At 71.0% G+C, this 16,708-nt stretch carries 15 protein-coding genes; 14 read left to right on the plus strand and 1 reads right to left on the minus strand.

The window, feature by feature from the left end; all coding sequences use genetic code 11:
- Position 1 precedes the first annotated feature (1 nt).
- Positions 2-1,252: a lactonase family protein gene (locus ACFV6E_RS13495; protein ID WP_385163051.1), complete on the minus strand. Its 1,251-nt coding sequence runs from the start codon at positions 1,250-1,252 to the stop codon at positions 2-4.
- A gap of 573 nt (positions 1,253-1,825) precedes the next feature.
- Between ACFV6E_RS13495 and ACFV6E_RS13500 the strand changes: the two genes are divergently transcribed.
- From ACFV6E_RS13500 to ACFV6E_RS13565, 14 genes are all read left to right on the plus strand, one after another.
- The gene (locus tag ACFV6E_RS13500; protein ID WP_385163049.1) at positions 1,826-2,620 is read left to right on the plus strand and encodes an ABC transporter ATP-binding protein; all 795 of its coding nucleotides are present in this window, start codon (positions 1,826-1,828) and stop codon (positions 2,618-2,620) included.
- Between the two features lie 122 nt (positions 2,621-2,742).
- The gene (locus ACFV6E_RS13505) at positions 2,743-3,432 is read left to right on the plus strand and encodes an SRPBCC domain-containing protein (protein WP_385461378.1); all 690 of its coding nucleotides are present in this window, start codon (positions 2,743-2,745) and stop codon (positions 3,430-3,432) included.
- Positions 3,429-4,295 carry an HpcH/HpaI aldolase/citrate lyase family protein gene (locus ACFV6E_RS13510; RefSeq protein ID WP_385461381.1) on the plus strand — a complete coding sequence of 289 codons (867 nt, stop codon included), beginning with the start codon at positions 3,429-3,431 and terminating at the stop codon, positions 4,293-4,295. Before ACFV6E_RS13505 ends, ACFV6E_RS13510 begins: the two co-directional genes overlap by 4 nt.
- A 72-nt stretch (positions 4,296-4,367) precedes the next feature.
- On the plus strand, positions 4,368-5,441 hold the full coding sequence (locus ACFV6E_RS13515) for an amidohydrolase family protein (RefSeq protein ID WP_385461384.1): 1,074 nt from the start codon (positions 4,368-4,370) through the stop codon (positions 5,439-5,441).
- A complete protein-coding gene (locus tag ACFV6E_RS13520) occupies positions 5,438-7,090 on the plus strand; it encodes a thiamine pyrophosphate-binding protein (protein ID WP_385461386.1) in 1,653 nt (550 codons plus the stop codon). The genes ACFV6E_RS13515 and ACFV6E_RS13520 overlap by 4 nt, the downstream gene beginning before the upstream one ends.
- Positions 7,091-7,110: 20 nt before the next feature.
- Positions 7,111-8,007, plus strand: a complete 897-nt coding sequence (locus ACFV6E_RS13525) for an ABC transporter substrate-binding protein (protein WP_385163039.1) — start codon at positions 7,111-7,113, stop codon at positions 8,005-8,007.
- A 64-nt stretch (positions 8,008-8,071) separates the two neighbouring features.
- Entirely contained in the window at positions 8,072-9,226 is a 1,155-nt protein-coding gene (locus tag ACFV6E_RS13530; protein ID WP_385461389.1) for a DUF3500 domain-containing protein, read from the plus strand.
- Positions 9,223-10,101, plus strand: a complete 879-nt coding sequence (locus tag ACFV6E_RS13535; protein ID WP_385461392.1) for a hypothetical protein — start codon at positions 9,223-9,225, stop codon at positions 10,099-10,101. Before ACFV6E_RS13530 ends, ACFV6E_RS13535 begins: the two co-directional genes overlap by 4 nt.
- Before the next feature lie 57 nt (positions 10,102-10,158).
- Complete coding sequence (locus ACFV6E_RS13540; RefSeq protein WP_385461394.1) at positions 10,159-11,142, plus strand: 4,5-dihydroxyphthalate decarboxylase; 984 nt, start codon at positions 10,159-10,161, stop codon at positions 11,140-11,142.
- 49 nt (positions 11,143-11,191) lie between these two features.
- Positions 11,192-12,064, plus strand: a complete 873-nt coding sequence (locus tag ACFV6E_RS13545) for an amidohydrolase family protein (RefSeq protein WP_385461397.1) — start codon at positions 11,192-11,194, stop codon at positions 12,062-12,064.
- Entirely contained in the window at positions 12,061-12,810 is a 750-nt protein-coding gene (locus ACFV6E_RS13550; RefSeq protein ID WP_385461400.1) for a GntR family transcriptional regulator, read from the plus strand. Before ACFV6E_RS13545 ends, ACFV6E_RS13550 begins: the two co-directional genes overlap by 4 nt.
- A 71-nt stretch (positions 12,811-12,881) precedes the next feature.
- Entirely contained in the window at positions 12,882-14,579 is a 1,698-nt protein-coding gene (locus ACFV6E_RS13555; protein ID WP_385461402.1) for a carboxylesterase/lipase family protein, read from the plus strand.
- A 13-nt stretch (positions 14,580-14,592) separates the two neighbouring features.
- Complete coding sequence (locus ACFV6E_RS13560) at positions 14,593-15,687, plus strand: ABC transporter substrate-binding protein (protein ID WP_385163025.1); 1,095 nt, start codon at positions 14,593-14,595, stop codon at positions 15,685-15,687.
- A 44-nt stretch (positions 15,688-15,731) separates the two neighbouring features.
- Complete coding sequence (locus tag ACFV6E_RS13565) at positions 15,732-16,598, plus strand: ABC transporter permease (protein WP_385163023.1); 867 nt, start codon at positions 15,732-15,734, stop codon at positions 16,596-16,598.
- Positions 16,599-16,708 lie beyond the last annotated feature (110 nt).

Below are 16,708 nucleotides of genomic sequence, written 5' to 3' on the forward strand. Positions count from 1 at the left end.
GTCACCCCCGCGCGAAGCCGGGTGACGTGCCGGCGTGGACGCGGAAGGCGATGCAGTCGGGGAAGGGCACGGCGACGCCGGTGCCGGTGGCCGTGAGGCGTCCGGACGCCGGGTCGACCCGGAAGAGGTCCACCGTGCCGCTCGCCTCGTTCGCGACGAACAGCCACCGGCCGCCGGGGTGCAGCGCGAAGCTCCACGGCGTGACGCCGCCGCAGGGGAGGCGCTGGATCTCGGTGAGCAGGCCGGTCCCGGGGGCCGCCGAGTAGACGACCAGGGCGTTCTCGCCACGGTTGGAGGCGTACACGTGGCGGCCGTCGCGGCTGACGGCCAGCTCGGCGGCGCTGGTGGTCCCGGTGTGCTCCGGCGAGTTCGTCGACAGCACCTGACGGGAGGTCAGTACGCCGCGTCTCGCGTCCCAGTGCAGGGTCTGGAGGTCGGCGGTCAGCTCGTTCAGCAGGTAGACCGTCCGTCCGCCGGGGTGGAAGGCGAGGCGACGCGGGCCCGACCCCGGTGCCGTCGCGAAGGCGCCGGGGCCGTCGGGACCACCGGACCCGTCGCCGGACAGCCGGTGCGTGGCCCGGTCGTAGTCGTACACGAACACCCGGTCGGCACCGAAGTCGGCGACCAGCGCGAAGCTGCGGCTGGGGTCGATCACCATGTGGTGCGGATGCGGCCCCGTCTGCCGCGGACTCGGCCCGGAGCCGGTGTCCTGCACGCGGGAGAGCACGGCGCCGAGCCCGCCGTCCGCGCCCACCGCGACGGTCGCCGCGGATCCGGCCGCGAAGTCGGCGACCAGCAGCGCGCCCGCGTCCGGGGCGAGCCCGATGTACGAGAGCCCGCCGCTGCCGGCCGGAACCGGCTCCGTCGCCACTTCGCCGGTCTTCCGCAGGGCCCCCGAGGTGTCGTCGATACGGAAGGCGCGGACGTGTCCGCCCTGCTCGCCGCCGGCGACGTAGAGGACGGGGCGGGTCGGGTGGGTCGCGACCCAGTTCGCGCTGACCTCCGCCACGGGGCCCAGGGGCGTCATGGTCCCGTGGTCGGGGTCGAACCGCACCGCGTGCACCTGGCCCTGGCCCCAGGTGCCGATGTACAGCAGGTCACCGGGCCGGTCGGAGGCCGCGTCGGCCGGTCCCGCGGAGAGCAGCGGTACAGCCGCCGCCGTGGTCGAGGCGGCGAAGGCCGCCAGCAGAGTACGGCGGGAGGGCCGCTTCGGTGGCCCGTCGTCCCGTGGGAGGCGGTGAGCTGTGTTCATCGTGAGGAGGGTCCTTCCTCGTGCGACTGAGACGGGCGCGTGAGCGCGAGCGTGACTGCGACGGCGGGGCCGCGCGGACGCGAACACGGCTGCTGGTAAACGGGGTTGAGTGCACCCGACCCCAAGATTGTCAGACAAGAACTGCGGGGAACGTAACGCGCGGGCCCTTTGCTGACAATAGGCGTGCAGGAGATATCTGATCTCCGGCCAGCCAGAGAAAGGGCAGGACCGGAATCTTTCTGTCGCCGGCTTCTTGTGGCTGAGGGGTGGCGGTGTTACGTTCCCGTCATCGCTTGTCGGACAATCTCGAACAGTGGCGACGTCGCCGAGGTGCCTGAGCCCGCGAATCAGCACGGGTCGGCACAGGCTTCAGGACGGGGATCCAGCCGGTTCTGGTGCCGGCTCCGAAGGGGCGCGTCAGCCGGTATCCCCGTCAGCCCCGTGTGCCGTCGGTGCACGGCAACGTCAGTCCACCGCAACGTCACTACCGACCGTCACCCACGAACGCCACCCATGGCGCGAGCGCACGGCCCCGCTTCGTCTCTCCGCGAGGAGGAGGTCGAGGAGACAGTTATGCCGACCAACCAGCGCAACCCACACCCGGAGGCACTCCGCCTCGACCACGTCACCCTGCAATTCCCCGGCACACACCGTCCGGCGATCGAGGACGTGTCGTTCAAGGTCGACCGCGGCAAGGTCGTCGCCGTGATCGGACCCAGCGGATGCGGGAAGAGCACGATCCTCAACCTGGCCGCCGGACTGCTCACGCCCACCCGGGGCGAGGTCCACTACGCCGGTGACCGGGTCACCGGCGTCAACTCCGACGCGGCGTACGTGACCCAGCACTCCCACCTGCTGCCCTGGCTGAGCGTCAAGGCCAACATCGGTCTGGCGCTCAAGTTCCGCAAGGTGCCCAAGGAAGAACGGGAAGAGCGCATCGCCCACTGGGTCCGGCTCGTCGGTCTGACCGGCTTCGAGAACCACTTCCCCCGGGAGCTGTCCGGCGGCATGCAGAAGCGCTGCGCGATCGCGCGGGCGCTGATCTACAACCCGTCCATCGTGCTGATGGACGAGCCGTTCGGGCCGCTCGACGCCATCACCCGGCTCGAACTCCAGCAGGAGCTGCTCAACATCTGGCGGGAGCAGAACGGCACCCTGATCTTCGTCACGCACGACCTCAACGAGGCCATCTACCTCGCTGACGAGGTCGTCGTCATGTCCAAGGGGCCCGGCACGGTCCGCCGGATCATCCCGGTCCCGTTCGAACGGCCGCGCCAGATCGGTTCGCTCGTCAAGTCACCCGAGTTCTCCGAGCTCTACAACGTCCTCTGGGGCCTCTTCGCCGCCGAGCGCACGGCCGCCGCGTAACGCCCTGGGGCTCTGCCCCTCCACCTCCACGCCGTCGTACCGCCGTACCGCCACGCCGTCATGCCGTCATGCCCTCTTTCTCACCACGACGTCGTGACCGCCGCCGAGTAAGGTTCACCGCTTTGATATCGATCACAGAAGAAATCGCCGTACCGAGTCCGCCCGGACGTGTCTGGGAGGTCATCTCCGATCCCTCGGCCGTCGTGTCCTGCATCGGCGGCGCCGAACTCGGACCGTCGCACGACGACGGGTCTTTCGACGGAACCCTGGCCGTCAGGTTCGGCGGCATCCGGGTCAAGTTCGCCGCCCGGGTCGCCCTCGACCTGGACGAGCCCGCGCACGAGGGCCGTCTCACCGCCCGCGGGGCGGACGGACAGGGCGCCACCCGCTTCAGCGCCGGCGCCACCTTCCGCGTCGTCGAAGGAGAGACCCCCGGCACCGCACGCGTCTTCTGCGACGGTGAGATCAAGCTCAACGGCAAACTGGCCAAGCTGATCGAGTCGGGCGCGGGGATGGTGGTCTCCCGCATGACGAAGGAGTTCACCGACCAACTGATCCTGCTCTGCGCCGAACCCGCCGAACCCGCCGAATCGCCGACCGCGGCGTCCGCCGAGTCCGCCGTCCCCGCCGAGCCGCACACGGCGGTGTCCGCCGGTACGCCCGCCCCCGCGCCGCGCCCCTCCGGACTTCTTGCCCGCCTGCGCGCCTGGTGGACGGGCCGGCGATCCCGGCGGCAGGGCCAGGCACCCCAGCGGCCGCACCCCTCGACCAGCACATCCGGCGAAGCACTGGGCCAAGGAGGCCGGCGATGACGAGCACACCACCCAGGCTGAACAAGGTGGTCGCCGCCCTCGACGCGGGGGAGCACGTCTTCGCGACCTTCTCGGCGGCCGATCCGGCATCCGCGGTCGAGCTGAGCAACTCCCGCTACGACGCCGTGGTGTTCGAGATGGAGCACAAGCCCTGGGACATCAACGCGCTCAAGGACAGCTTCCAGTACCTGTTGAGCCGGCGGCAGGTCTTCGAGGCGGACAGCCTCGCACCGGCCGTCACCCCGCTCGTACGCATCCCCGCCAACGGTGCGGAGAAGGCGCAGTGGCACGCCAAGCAGGCGCTCGACCTGGGGGCGTTCGGTGTCATCTGGCCGCACATCTCCACCGTGGAGGAGGCCCGTAACGCCGTCGCCGCCTGCCGTTATCCGCGACTGCCCGACGTGCCCCGCTACGCACCGGCCGGCCTGCGCGGTGACGGTCCGCACGCGGCGACCCGCTACTGGGGCATCTCCAACATCGAGTACTACGCCAGGGCCGACGTGTGGCCGCTCGACCCGGACGGGGAGATCCTGGTGGGACTCATGATCGAGGACCAGCTCGGCATCCGGAACCTGCCGGACATCCTCGACCAGGTGCCGGGGATCGGGCTGATCCTGATCGGCGAGGGTGACATGAGCCAGGAGCTGGGCTTCCCCCGTCAGTACGAGCATCCGCTGGTCCTGGAGTGCAAGCGGCGGATCCTCGACATCTGCGCCGCGCGCGGGGTCGCCGTCGGCCATCCCCATGTGACGGCCGGGAACGTCAAGCAGGTGCTCGACGACGGCTACCGGTTCCTGATGTCGGCGCCGGTACGCACCTATCCCGGCCTGGACAGGGCCAGGGAGCTGACCGGCCGCGGCTGACGGGGCGCTCCCCCGCGCCCCTCGCCACCGCTCGCCCCGCGACCACCACAGACGCACGTTTCGGAGCAATACATGATCATCGACTGTCACGGCCACTTCACCACCGCGCCTCCCGCACTGGGCGAGTGGCGGCAGAAACAGATCCGGGCCTTCGAGGAGTCCGGCACCCGCGTCTCGCCCGACGAACTGCGCATCACCGATGACGAGATCCGCGCCGCCATCGAGAACGGGCAGCTCAAGCTACAGACCGAGCGCGGCACCGACCTGACCCTCTTCTCGCCGGGCGCGGGCAAGATGGCCCACCACTACGGCGACGAGCGGACCAGCCTCGACTGGTCGCGGGTCAGCAACGACCTGATCGGCCGGGTGTGCGGCCTGTTCCCCGAGCGGTTCGTGGGTGTGTGCCAGCTCCCGCAGTCCCCGGGTGACGCGCTCGCCGCCTCCGTACGCTACTCGGTCACCGAACTGGAGCGCTGCGTCGAGGAGTTGGGCTTCGTCGGCTGTCTGCTCAACCCCGACCCCTCCGACGGGTACTACCAGGCGCCGCCGCTGACCGACCGGGTCTACTACCCGCTCTACGAGAAGATGGTGGAACTCGACGTCCCCGCGATGGTGCACGTCGCCATGTCGAGGAACCCCGCGCTCCAGGGCACCTGCGCGCACTACCTCGCCGGTGACACCGCGGCGTTCATGCAGCTCTGCGAGTCGGACCTGTTCCGGGACTTCCCGACGCTGAAGCTGATCCTGCCGCACGGCGGCGGCGCCGTCCCGTACCACTGGGGCCGCTACCGGGGCATGATGCAGGACCGCGGCCGGCCGCCGCTGGAGGAGTCGGTCCTGCGCAACGTCTACTTCGACACCTGCGTGTACCACAAGCGCGGCATGGAACTGCTCCTCGACATCATCCCCGCGCGGAACGTCCTGTTCGCCTCGGAGATGATCGGCGCCGTCCGCAGCGTGGACCCGGAGACCGGGCGGCGGTTCGACGACACCAAGTACACCCTCGACTCCATCGACGGCCTGAGCGACACCGACCGGCAGGCGGTCTACGGAGGCAACGCGCTGCGGGTCTTCTCCCGGCTCGACGGCGTCCTGAAAGCGCGGGCGACGACCGCCGCGGCGAACGTGAAGGGGTCCACCAAGTGAAGGTCTACGAAGCACTGGCCGAGGCGTTCGTCAAGGAAGGCACCAGCGATGTCTTCGGCATGATGGGCGACGCCAACATGCACTGGATGGCCGCGCTCGCCGACCGCGGTGTGCGGCTGTACGAGGTGCGGCACGAGGGCTCAGGCCTTGGCATGGCGGACGGCTGGGCCCGTGGCGCGGGCCGGCCTGGGGTGGTCACCACGACCAGCGGCCCCGGCGTCTCGCAGCTCGCCACCTCGATGATCGTCGCCAGCCGGGCGCGTACCCCCCTGATTGCCTTCTGCGGGGAGACCCCGCTGGGCGACGAGGGCGCCACCCAGTACCTCGACCAGCGGCGCTTCGCCGCCGCCGTCGAGTGCGAGTTCATCCGGGTGACCCGGCCGGAACAGGCGCAGGAGGCCGTGCAGCGCGCCTTCTACCTGGCGCGGACCGAGTCGAAGCCCGTCATGATCAGCGCGCCCTTCGACGTACAGGTCACCGAACTCGACGACTACGACGAGGACTACGTCCCGTCGACCGCCCTGATCGACACCTCCCGGCTGCTGCCCGACCCGGCCCGGATCCGGGCCGCCTGCGACCTGATCCAGGACGCCAAGCGCGTGGTGATCATCTCGGGGCGGGGTGCACGCAGGGCGGACGCGGGTGAGCAGGTCCTCGCGCTCCAGGAGCGGACCGGCGCCCTGCTGGCCACCACCTTGCAGGCGAAGAACTGGCTCTGCGACCGCACCGACTTCCACGTCGGTCTGTCGGGCCTGTTCGGCGACAAGGTGTCGATGGAACTGCTCCAGGAGGCCGACTGCGTGATCGCGGTGGGCGCCAGCCTGAACCACTACACCATCGAAAGCGGCTACCTCTATCCCGAGGCCAAGTACATCCAGATCGACACCGCCCCGCACCTGGTGATGGGCAACGGCCGGACGGCGGACTGCTACCTCCAGGCCGACGCGGTCACCGCACTCACCGAACTGACCCGGGAGCTGGGGGAACGCTCCGTCCGCCTCGAGGGCTTCCACACCGACGAAGTGCGCCACCACCTGACCGCCCGGCTGACGCAGCCGGAGTACGTGCGCGAGCCCGGCCGGCTCGACCCGCGCGAGGCGATCTGGATCCTCGACCACGAGCTTCCGGGCGACATGGGGCTGGTCCTGGGCAGCGGACACCAGACCGACTTCGGCACCATGCTCTTCCAGCGCTCCCGCGACGTGCTCTCCAACTACGGCATGTTCGGCGCCATCGGCCAGGCCCCGCTGATCGCCATGGGCCAGTCGGTCGCGCAGGGCAACAGGCCCGGCTTCGTGGTCGAGGGCGACGCCAGCTTCCTCATGCACCTGTCGGAGTTCGAGACGGCGTGCCGGTACGACATCCCGCTGCTCGTCGTCGTGATGAACGACCAGGGCCTCGGCGCCGAGTACCACAAGGCGAAGGCGAAGGGCCTCGACCCGGAGCTGGCGACCATCTCCACACCCGAACTGGGCGCGGTCGCCCAGGCGTTGGGCGGCGGCGGTGCCACGGTCCGCACCGCCCAGGAGCTGAGCGACGCGCTGGCGGAGTACGTGCGCGACCCCCGGCCGACCGTCGTCGACGTCCGCATCACCCGCGAGGTGCTGAGCACCCCGTACCGCCGTATCCAGTACGGCGAGGACGTGTGAGCGGGCGGGACGGGACACCCATGACGACACCGCTGACCGTGCTGCTGGGCACCTATCCGCACACCCGGCCGCTGAAGGACGGCACCGTCCCCGTGGCGGGAGTGGAGTGCCGCTATGAGGAGTCCAGCCCGCTGCCCCCGGCCTTCGCCCGGATGGTCCGTGACCTGGCCTACGACATCTGCGAGATGCCACTGGCCACCTACCTCCAGGCCCGCGAGGCCGGCGTGCCGGTCACCCTGCTGCCGGTGGTGCTGGTCGGAAGCACCCACCACCGGGCACTGACCCGGCTGCCCGAGGCCCCGGAACTCGATCCCGGGGAACTCGTCGGCCGACGGGTGGGCGTCCGCTCGTACGGCCAGACCACCGGTCTGTGGGTGCGCGGCTGGCTGCGCGAGGAGTACGGGGTCGAGCCCGACGACGTCACCTGGGTGACCACCGAGGACGTGCATGTCGCCCAGTACGTCGACCCGCCCTGCGTGGAGCGGTCGGGGGCCGGGCGGGTCGTGGACCTGCTGCGCTCCCACGACGTCTCGGCGGCGGTGCTCGGGCCCAAGGCGGTCGGCGGTCAGGGCGCGGGCCTGGTCCCGCTCGTGGCGGACGCCGAGAGCGCCGGACTGGCGTGGACCGAACGGCACGGGACGATCCCGGCGAACCATCTGTTGGTCGTGCGCGACGACGTACTGCGTGCACGTCCGGATGCCGTGCGCGCCGTCTACCGGGCCCTGGCGCGGGCCGTCGCCGACAGCGCGGGGGAGCGGGACGACTCGCCCGCCGGGCGGGCGGTCGCGGCCGGCTGGAGCCCCTCGCTGACCGCCTGCCTGGAGATCGCCGGACGCTACGCCCTGGAGCAGCGCCTCATCACCCGGCCGGTGGACGTCGCGGCGATCGAGGCGAGGACGGCCTTCCTCGACGCGTGAGGCGGCCGGGACGGGGCGCCGACCGACGGCGCGCCCGTGAAGCGAACAGAAAGGAGGAGCGGCGATGGTGGCGCTGCGAAAGCGGGGCAACGCGCCCACGCGCAAGCCGGACGTCTGGACACCCGACCTGCTCGAGAAGGTCGCCTGGCGGGTGCAGGCGGCGAAGGAGCCGTTCCGCGGAGTGGGTACGCCGGCCGGTGTGCGGCCGGGGCTGTTCCCGCTGCGTGAGACGGGCGCGGACGTCCGCAAGGTGTACCGGGCGGCCGAGGACTACCTGGCGGGCCTTGACGAGAAGCAGCTCGCCGAGGGCCGGTTCCCGATGGACGACGTGAGCTGGCGGCACTGGAACAACGGTGCCCGCTACTTCCTGCGCCACGGCATCTGCCTGGAGGACCTCGACGACGCCGGGCGCGGGCGGGCCCTGGCCGTCATCCGCGAGAGCCTGAGCGCCGACGGATACGGCCAGATGCTCGACCTGATGCGCCTCAACCGCACCATCGGCGAGCTGACCGACAACGTCGACGGGCTCAACGAGCTGCTGTACTGGTTCTCCCTCTACGGCGAGCCGGAGAACGGCGGCCCGTGGGGCTGGCAGCTCGACGGACACCACGTCAACATCAACTGTGTCTTCGTCGGTGACCAGATGGTCCTGACCCCCTCCTTCCTCGGCGCCGAACCGGTGATGGCCGGAGCCGGCAAGTACGCCGGGACCGTGGCCTTCCGGCACGAGGAGGCACTCGGCCACGAGCTGTTCACCGACCTCGACCCCCGGCAGCGGGAGCGAGCCGTCATCGCCGACACCATGCCGGCGGAACTGTTCGTCGGAGCCTTCCGCGACAACTTCGAACTCGACTACCGCGGACTGCCGTTGAGCGAGCTGTCGGCCGGACAGCGCGCGACCGCCGTCCAACTCCTCGGCCGCTACGTGAACCGGGCCGGCGACCCCCATGCCCGGCTGCGCATGGAAGAGGTGCTGGCCCACGAGGGCGACACCCACTTCGCCTGGGTCGGCGACCCCGACGGCACCTTCTACTACCGCTTCCACAGCCCGGTGATCCTCGTCGAGTTCGAGCACATGCCCGGCGTGTACTTCGGCAACGACTATCCCTCGCGCCGGCACATCCACACCATCGTGCGCACCCCCAACGCCGGTGACTACGGCGTCGACCTGCTGCGCCAACACCATGAACGGCACCACCTGCAAGGAGAGCGGAAATGAAGCTGGTGATCGGCCGCGACGACCTCGCGGCGGCCGCGCTGTCGGCGGCCCGGGAAGCGGGCGCGGAGCCGGAGCGGGTCGGCATCAAGCCGGTGCACAAGGCCTCCCGCGGCTTCGTGAACCGGTCGGACGCGGACCTGTGCGAGCTGGCCATCGTGACCGTGCTCCAGGCCGCCGCGCACGGCAAGCCGGTACTGCTGCTCCCCGTCACCACCCTCGGACGCCACCAGCACCAGACCCTGGTGACCCTCGGCGGACTGTCGGTCGCCGACGTCGAGGGACACCGGGTCGGCGTCCGCGCCTGGAGCCAGACCACCGGCGTCTGGGTGCGCGGGTTCCTGACCGAGCAGTACGGCGTGGACCTGCGCAAGGCGGACTGGACGACGTACGAGGGTCATCATGTCGAGGGCGCCGAGGACCCGTCCTGGGTGACGCGGGCGCCGGAAGGGCGCAAGCTCCCGGCGGACTTCCTCGACGGCCGGGTCGACTTCGGGATCATGGGCAACGAGCTGCCCTCCGACGACCGCATCCGCACCGCCGTCGACCACGCGCACGACGTCGCCGAACAGTGGTCGAAGGACCACGGGTTCATCCCGGTCAACCACGTGATCGGCGTCTCCGAGGCGGCCGCCGCCGAGCACTCCGCCGCCGTCCTCGCCGCGTACGACGCGATGCGCGCGGTGCTCACCGCCAAGGAGGAGGGCGGGCCGGTCGCCCTGCACCCGGTGGGCTTCGAGGCACTGCGCGCCGCCTTCACCAAGGCCGCGGCCTACGCACTGGAGCAGGACGTCATCCCGCGGGCGGTCGACTACGACGAGCTCGTCGAGCGGACCTGCGCGGCCCTCGGCGTCCCGCCGGCCCGCCTCGGCGGCTGAGAACCGGCGCGGTCACGGCCCCCTACATTCAGCGAGCGAAGGAACAAGGAACAGGGTATGGACAAGCTCACGGTGGTCCTCGGCGACTATCCGCACGCACAGCCGCTCCTCGACGGCGACGCCGCCATCGGCGGACACCTGGTCGAGCCGGTGGAGGTCAGGCCGGTCATCGGCGCCTACCGGCGGATGATCCGCGACCTGGAGTTCGACGTCTGCGAACTCGCGCCGGTCTCCTACCTGATGGCACGCCAGGAGGGCATCGCGCTGACCGCGATACCGGTCTTCCTGAACCGGCGCTTCCACCACGGCGACGTGCAGTGCGCCGCGCACTCCGGCATCCGCGTGCCGCGCGACCTGGAGGGACGCCGGGTCGGCGTCCGCGCCTACTCGGTGAGCACGGGAGTGTGGGTGCGCGGCGTGCTGCGCGAGGAGTACGGGGTCGACATCGACCGGATCACCTGGGTGGTGGACGACGACGACCACATCGAGGGCCGGGTTCCTGCCAACGTCGAGCGGGTCACCGACGGCCGCTCGCTGGGCGATCTGCTGCGCGCCGGGGAGATCGACGCAGCGCTGACCGGGAACGCCGGGACGGGCCGGGCCGGCGCGCCCCGGGCCAACTGGACGGCGGCCGCCGAGCCCGAGGCCGGCCAAGACGAGGGCCCGTACCCGCTCTTCCCCGAGGCCGGCACGCTCGCCGTGGACCACTACCTGCGCACCGGCGTCTACCCGCTGCACTCGCTGATCGCCGTCCGCTCCGAACTCGTCGAGCGCGACCCGGACCTGGCGACCAGGCTGTACGCGGCGTTCGCGGAGAGCAAGCGGCTGCACCTCGCCGCTCGGCCCGGGTGGTCGGCGGTGCCCCGGCTCGCCCGCCAGGGGCAGCAGATCGGCGGCGATCCCGTGCCCTACGGCATCGACGGCAACGCACCCAGCCTGAACGCGATGGTGCGGTTCGCCAAGGACCAGGGGCTGCTCGACCCCGGCTTCCCCGCCGACCTGCGCTCACTGTTCGCCCCCGGCGACTATCCGGACGCCTGAGCCCCCCGACACCGCACACCGCACGTCGCAGACAAGAAAGGCATCGCCCGTGGACTTCGTCGACGCACACTGCCACATCATCTCCGAGGACCTGACCCGGTATCCCAAGGCACCGATCGGGGGCAAGCAGTCCGCGTGGGCCGCGACCCGGCCCGTCACCGCCGAGGGCATGGCCGGCCGCATGGACGAGACCGGCATCGACCAGGCCGTCCTGGTCCAGGCGACCACCAACTACGGCTACGACAACTCGTACGTCGTCGACAGCAGCCGCCGTTGGCCCGGCCGGTTCGTCGCCGTCGGCACCGTCGACCCGCTGCGTCCGGACGCCGCTGACTCGCTGAAGGCGGCGGTCGGCGACGGCGGCCTGGCCGGGGTGCGGCTGTTCACCAGCGGCAGCACCGTGCCCACGCAGGGGGAGTGGTTCGTCGCCCCGGAGACGTTCCCCTTCTGGGAGCGGGCCGCGGAACTGGACCTGCCGGTCTGCCTCCAGATGCGTCTCGGCCCGGCGACCAGGCAACTGGTGGAACTCCTGGAGCGATTCCCGGGCGTCAAGGTGCTCTTGGACCACATCGGCTACCCCGACATAGCCGCCTCGCCCGCGCGCGCCGGGGACGAGGTCGCACAGCTCGCCGTCCACCCCGGCCTGCACCTGAAGCTCACCCACCGGAACCTGGAGCGGCTGCGCGACGCGGGGCCGGAGGCCGGGGACTTCCTCGGCCCGGTCGTGGCGGCGTTCGGTGCCGGGCGGATCGCCTGGGGGTCGAACCTGCCGGCGGCGGAGCAGCCGCTGCCCGAACTCCGCGCCCTCGCCGAGGAGGTGCTCGCCGGGCTGCCGGAACAGGACCGGCAGGAGATCTTCGCGGGCACGGCCCGGCGCCTCTACCCCGCACTCGTCTCCGAGCGGACACAGCACACGGGATGAGCGCAGTGGATTCCAACGGCTTCGACGACGACGCGGGACGGGCCTCGCTCACCCGGCAGAGCCAGGCCTACGACGGACTGCGCACGCTGCTGCTTTCGGGCAGCGTCGCACCCGGCACCCGGCTCACCGAGGCGGACCTGACCCGGATGTTCAACGTCTCGCGCAGCACCATGCGCACGGTCCTGGTCAGGCTCACCCAGGAGGGCTACGTCACCAGTGAGGTCAACCGCGGAGTGCGCACCCGCAGCTTCTCCGTCGAGGAGGCCGCGGACATCCTGGAGGCGCGCGAGACGCTGGAATCCGCCCTGGCGGGCAAGGCGGCGGAACGGGCCACCGAGGAGGAGGTCGGCGAGCTGCGCCGGACCCTCGAGGTGATGGAGGACTGCCGGTCCCGCGGGGACGCGACGGGCTACTCGCGGGGCAACCGGCGCTTCCACCAGCAGGTCAAGGAGGCCGCGCACCAGCAGACCCTGGCCCGCGCGTACGACACCCTGCTCTACCCGCTGGTGATGCGCCAGTACCGCAACCTCTCCGCACCGCACCCGCGTGCCGGTTCGCTGGAGGAGCACCAGGCCATCCTCTGGGCCATCATCACCCGCAATCCTCCGGCGGCCGTGGCCGCCATGCTCCACCACGTCGCCTCCGCCCGGCAGGCACTGCTGCTGCACGCGCGCCGCGAGCGCACCGCCTCGGCGGCGGCGGACGCACAGGAGACGGCGGACGCACAGGAGACGGCGGACGCCTAGGAGGCGGCGGACGCACGGGGCACCGCCCCGTTCTCCGCCGATCGGCTCCTCGACGACCAGAAGGGAAGACCATGCGCCACCCGGTGAAGACCGAAGCGGGACTGGTGGAAGGGATACCGGGACGGGACCGGTCGGTCACCGTCTTCCGCGGCATCCCCTACGCCGCCCCTCCGGTCGGAGAGCTGCGCTGGCGGGCGCCCCGGCCCCCGGTGCCCTGGACCGGGGTGCACAAGGCCGACCGGTTCGGCCCCATGTGCCCGCAGGTGCCGGGGTCCGCGCTGGACGGCAACGACCTGCCGATGAGCGAGGACTGCCTGCGCCTGAACGTCTGGACCGGGGCGGAGTCCCCGGACGGGCGGCCGAGACCGGTGTTCGTCTGGATCCACGGCGGCGGCTTCCGCGTCGGCACGGGCGCCAACCCCCGTTACGACGGCGAGGCCCTGGCCCGTAAGGGCGTCGTGGTGGTGACCTTCAACTACCGGCTGGGTGCCTTCGGTTTCCTGGCCCTGCCCGAACTCAGCGAAGAGGCCGGCCGAGGCCCCTCCGGTCACCAGGCCTCCGGCAACTACGGGCTGCTCGACCAGATCGCCGCGCTGGAGTGGGTACGGCGCAACATCGCGCACTTCGGCGGCGACCCCGACCGGGTCACCGTGGCCGGGCAGTCGGCCGGCGCCGGATCGGTCAACTTCCTGAGCATGTCACCGCTGGCCAAGGGCCTCTTCCACCGGGCCGTCGCCCAGAGCCACGCCCGCCACTGTCGCGACCCCGAGCTGCGCTACCTGTCGACCTCCTACCGGACCCTGGCCGACGCCGAGGCCGCGGGCACCCGGTACGTGGCGGAGCGCGGAGCACGTACCCAGCACGGGGCGGAACGCGGAGCATCAACGCAAGCCGGGGCGGAACGCGGAGCTCGCATCCTCCAGCGGCTGCGGTCGCTGCCCTGGCAGAAGCTGGTCGAAGGGGACGCCTCCGCCGTCGACAGCGCCGTGGAGACCGGCGGTCCGGCCAAGCCGCCGCTGTTCCGCCCGGTCGTCGACGGCTGGGTCCTGCCGGCCGGCTACGAGGAGACGTACGCCAGGGGGAGGCAGAACGACGTCGGGTATCTCGCCGGGAACAACCTCGACGAGAGCGGGGCGGTGCCCGCGAGCGCCTTCGCGGCGTACCGGGCGGCCGGCCGGAAGGCGCGGCGGCCGGGAGCGCCGCCGGTCCACCTGACACTCGGGGACTACGTCGCCGCGTCCCACCACAAGTTCAAGGCGATGGCCGAGGAATTCCTGCGGCTCTACCCGGCCCGCACGGACGACGAGGCGGCGCACGCCCACTGCGCGGCGGTGCGGGACAACGCCAGGATCTCCACCTGGCTGTGGGCGAGGGACTGGTCCGCACACGCCGGCCGGCCCGTGTACACGTACTTCTGGACGCACGCCTCCCCGGCGGCCGGACCGGACACCCGCCGCGCCTCGCACGGTTCCGAGATCGACTTCGTGTGGGGCAATCTCCCCTCCGACCGGACCGGCCGGACCGGCATGGCTGACCGGTCCGGGCCGACCGACCGGGACCGCGACGTCGCGCGGACGATGAGCGGTTACTGGGCCAACTTCGCGGCCACCGGCGACCCCAACGGCCCCGGTCTGCCGCACTGGCCCGCATGGACACCGCACACCCCGGCGGTCATGGAGGTCGGCGGGGACTTCGGGCCCGTCCCGCTCGCGGATGCCCCGCGACTCGACTTCTGGCAGCGCTTTTTCCGTACTCAGCACGCTTGGTGACAGGAGATCCTCCATGACGCATGACAACCCGGCCGTCCGCACGGCCCGCAGAGCCCTTCGGATCGGGTCCGGCAACGGCCGGCGGCTGCTCGCCCTCGCCTCTGCCGCGGTGCTCGCGCCGGCGCTGCTCACCGCCTGCGGCAGCGGCTCCTCGACCACGACCACCTCGGACGGGCTCACCCAGATCACCGTCGGCGGTGGCGGCAGCATCTTCGACACCCCGCTCCAAGTGGCCGAGGCCAACGGCTACTTCCGCAAGCAGGGACTGAAGCTGAAGTTCGTCACGCTGACCGCGTCGACCGGCCCTTCGGCGCTCCAGTCCGGTTCGGTGCAGTTCTTCGACAGCAGCCCCACCGGGTTCGTGTCCGCCCTCGCCAAGGGACTTCCGCAGATCGCGGTCTCCTCCGACGGTCTGGGCAACCCGCTCGGCCTGATCGTCAGCAAGAAGTTCGCCCAGGCCCACGACCTGACCGCGAAGACCCCCGCCGAGCAGGTCGCCAAGGCGCTCGCGGGCTCGACCGGCGGCGCCAGCTCGGCCAACACCAAGGCGGAGGCGGGCATCTTCCTGAAGAAGTACGGCGTCGACCCCGGCAAGAAGGTCAAGTGGGTGTCGCTGCCGAGCCCGGCCGCGGACAAGGCCGCCATCAACAGCGGCCAGATCGACTGGTTCGTCACCTCCGAACCGATCCCCCTCCAGATCGAGGACGAAGGGGACGGCGTCGTGGTCGCCGACCCGTTCAAGGTCCCCGAGTGGGCCGCCGAACAGGCCGGTTACGGGCAGCTCCTGGTGACGCAGAAGAGCTACGCCACCCAGCACCCGGACATCGTGAAGAAGTTCGTCACGGCGGTCCAGCAGGCGACGAGCTACATGGACACGCACCTGAAGGACAGCAACGACACCACGGTCGTGAAAGCGGCGAAGAAGTCGCTTCAGGGGGTGCCGGACAGTGTCGTGGAGGCCAGTCTCCAGCAGGTCGACTGGCCCACGGACGGCTCGATGAACGCCGCCGGCTGGAAGAAGACCGTGGCCTTCCTCGACAGCCTCGGGACGCTGCCCGACGGCGCGAAGGTCACCACCGACAACTGGACGAACAAGTACCTGCCGTGAGACGGCCGGGACGGCCGCACCCGGCGAACTGGAAGGAGCAGACGATGGCGACTGCCACCAGCAGTGCGGAGAGCAAGACCGAGTACGAGAAGGTGCCCCCTTCCGGAGGCGTCAGGAGCAGTGTGTGGCGGGGGACCGCGCTGGTGGTGGTACTGCGCATCGCGGTGATCGCCTTGGTGCTCGTCCTGTGGCAGGTGATGAGCGGACCCGTCCTGCCGGAGTACGCCGTCAGCAAGCCCACCGACGTGTCGCAGGCCCTGTGGAAGCTGCTGGGTTCGTCCACCGGGTGGACCGACATCAAGACCACGGCGTTCGAGATCGTGGCCGGTTTCGGGATCGGCGTGGCGATCGGCACCGTGATGGGTCTCGTGCTCGGCTCGGTCCCGCTGGCCGGCCGGGTGCTCGAGCCGCTGATCGCGGCCGTCAACGGCATCCCCAAGATCGCGCTGGCGCCGCTGTTCCTGCTGTTCTTCGGCATCGGCCCCATGTCGAAGATCACCATCGCGGCGGCGGGCGTGTCCTTCGTGGTCTTCTACAACGTCTACCTGGGCCTGCGGCTGCGCGAACGCGAGCTCGTGGAGATCGTCCAGGTCATGGGCGGACGCCGGCACCACGTGCTCAGCTACGTGACGCTGCCCACGCTGGCGGCGCCGTTCTTCGCGGCGCTCAAGACGGGCGGGCCGCTGGCCATCCTCGGCGTCATCGGCGGTGAGTTCATCGCCTCGACCGAGGGCATCGGCCACGAACTGTTCACCGCGGCCACCAACCTCGACGCCCCGACCGAGTTCGCGGGCCTGATCATCCTGGTGGCGATGACGCTCATCCTCAACGGAGTGCTCACCGCGCTGGACACCCTCGCCCTCAAACGCCTCGGCCTGGGCGACCGCCGATCGGACCGCAAGACCGCCTGAACCGCGCAGCGCCCCGGGCACCCGGACGGCGGGGCGTGCCGCTGGAACGACTTCGGCGGGTTCACCCGGTCGTCACCGGACGACCGTACGGGGGACACCTGTACGGGTAT

Source organism: Streptomyces sp. NPDC059785, assembly GCF_042732375.1.
GTDB lineage: Bacteria > Actinomycetota > Actinomycetes > Streptomycetales > Streptomycetaceae > Streptomyces.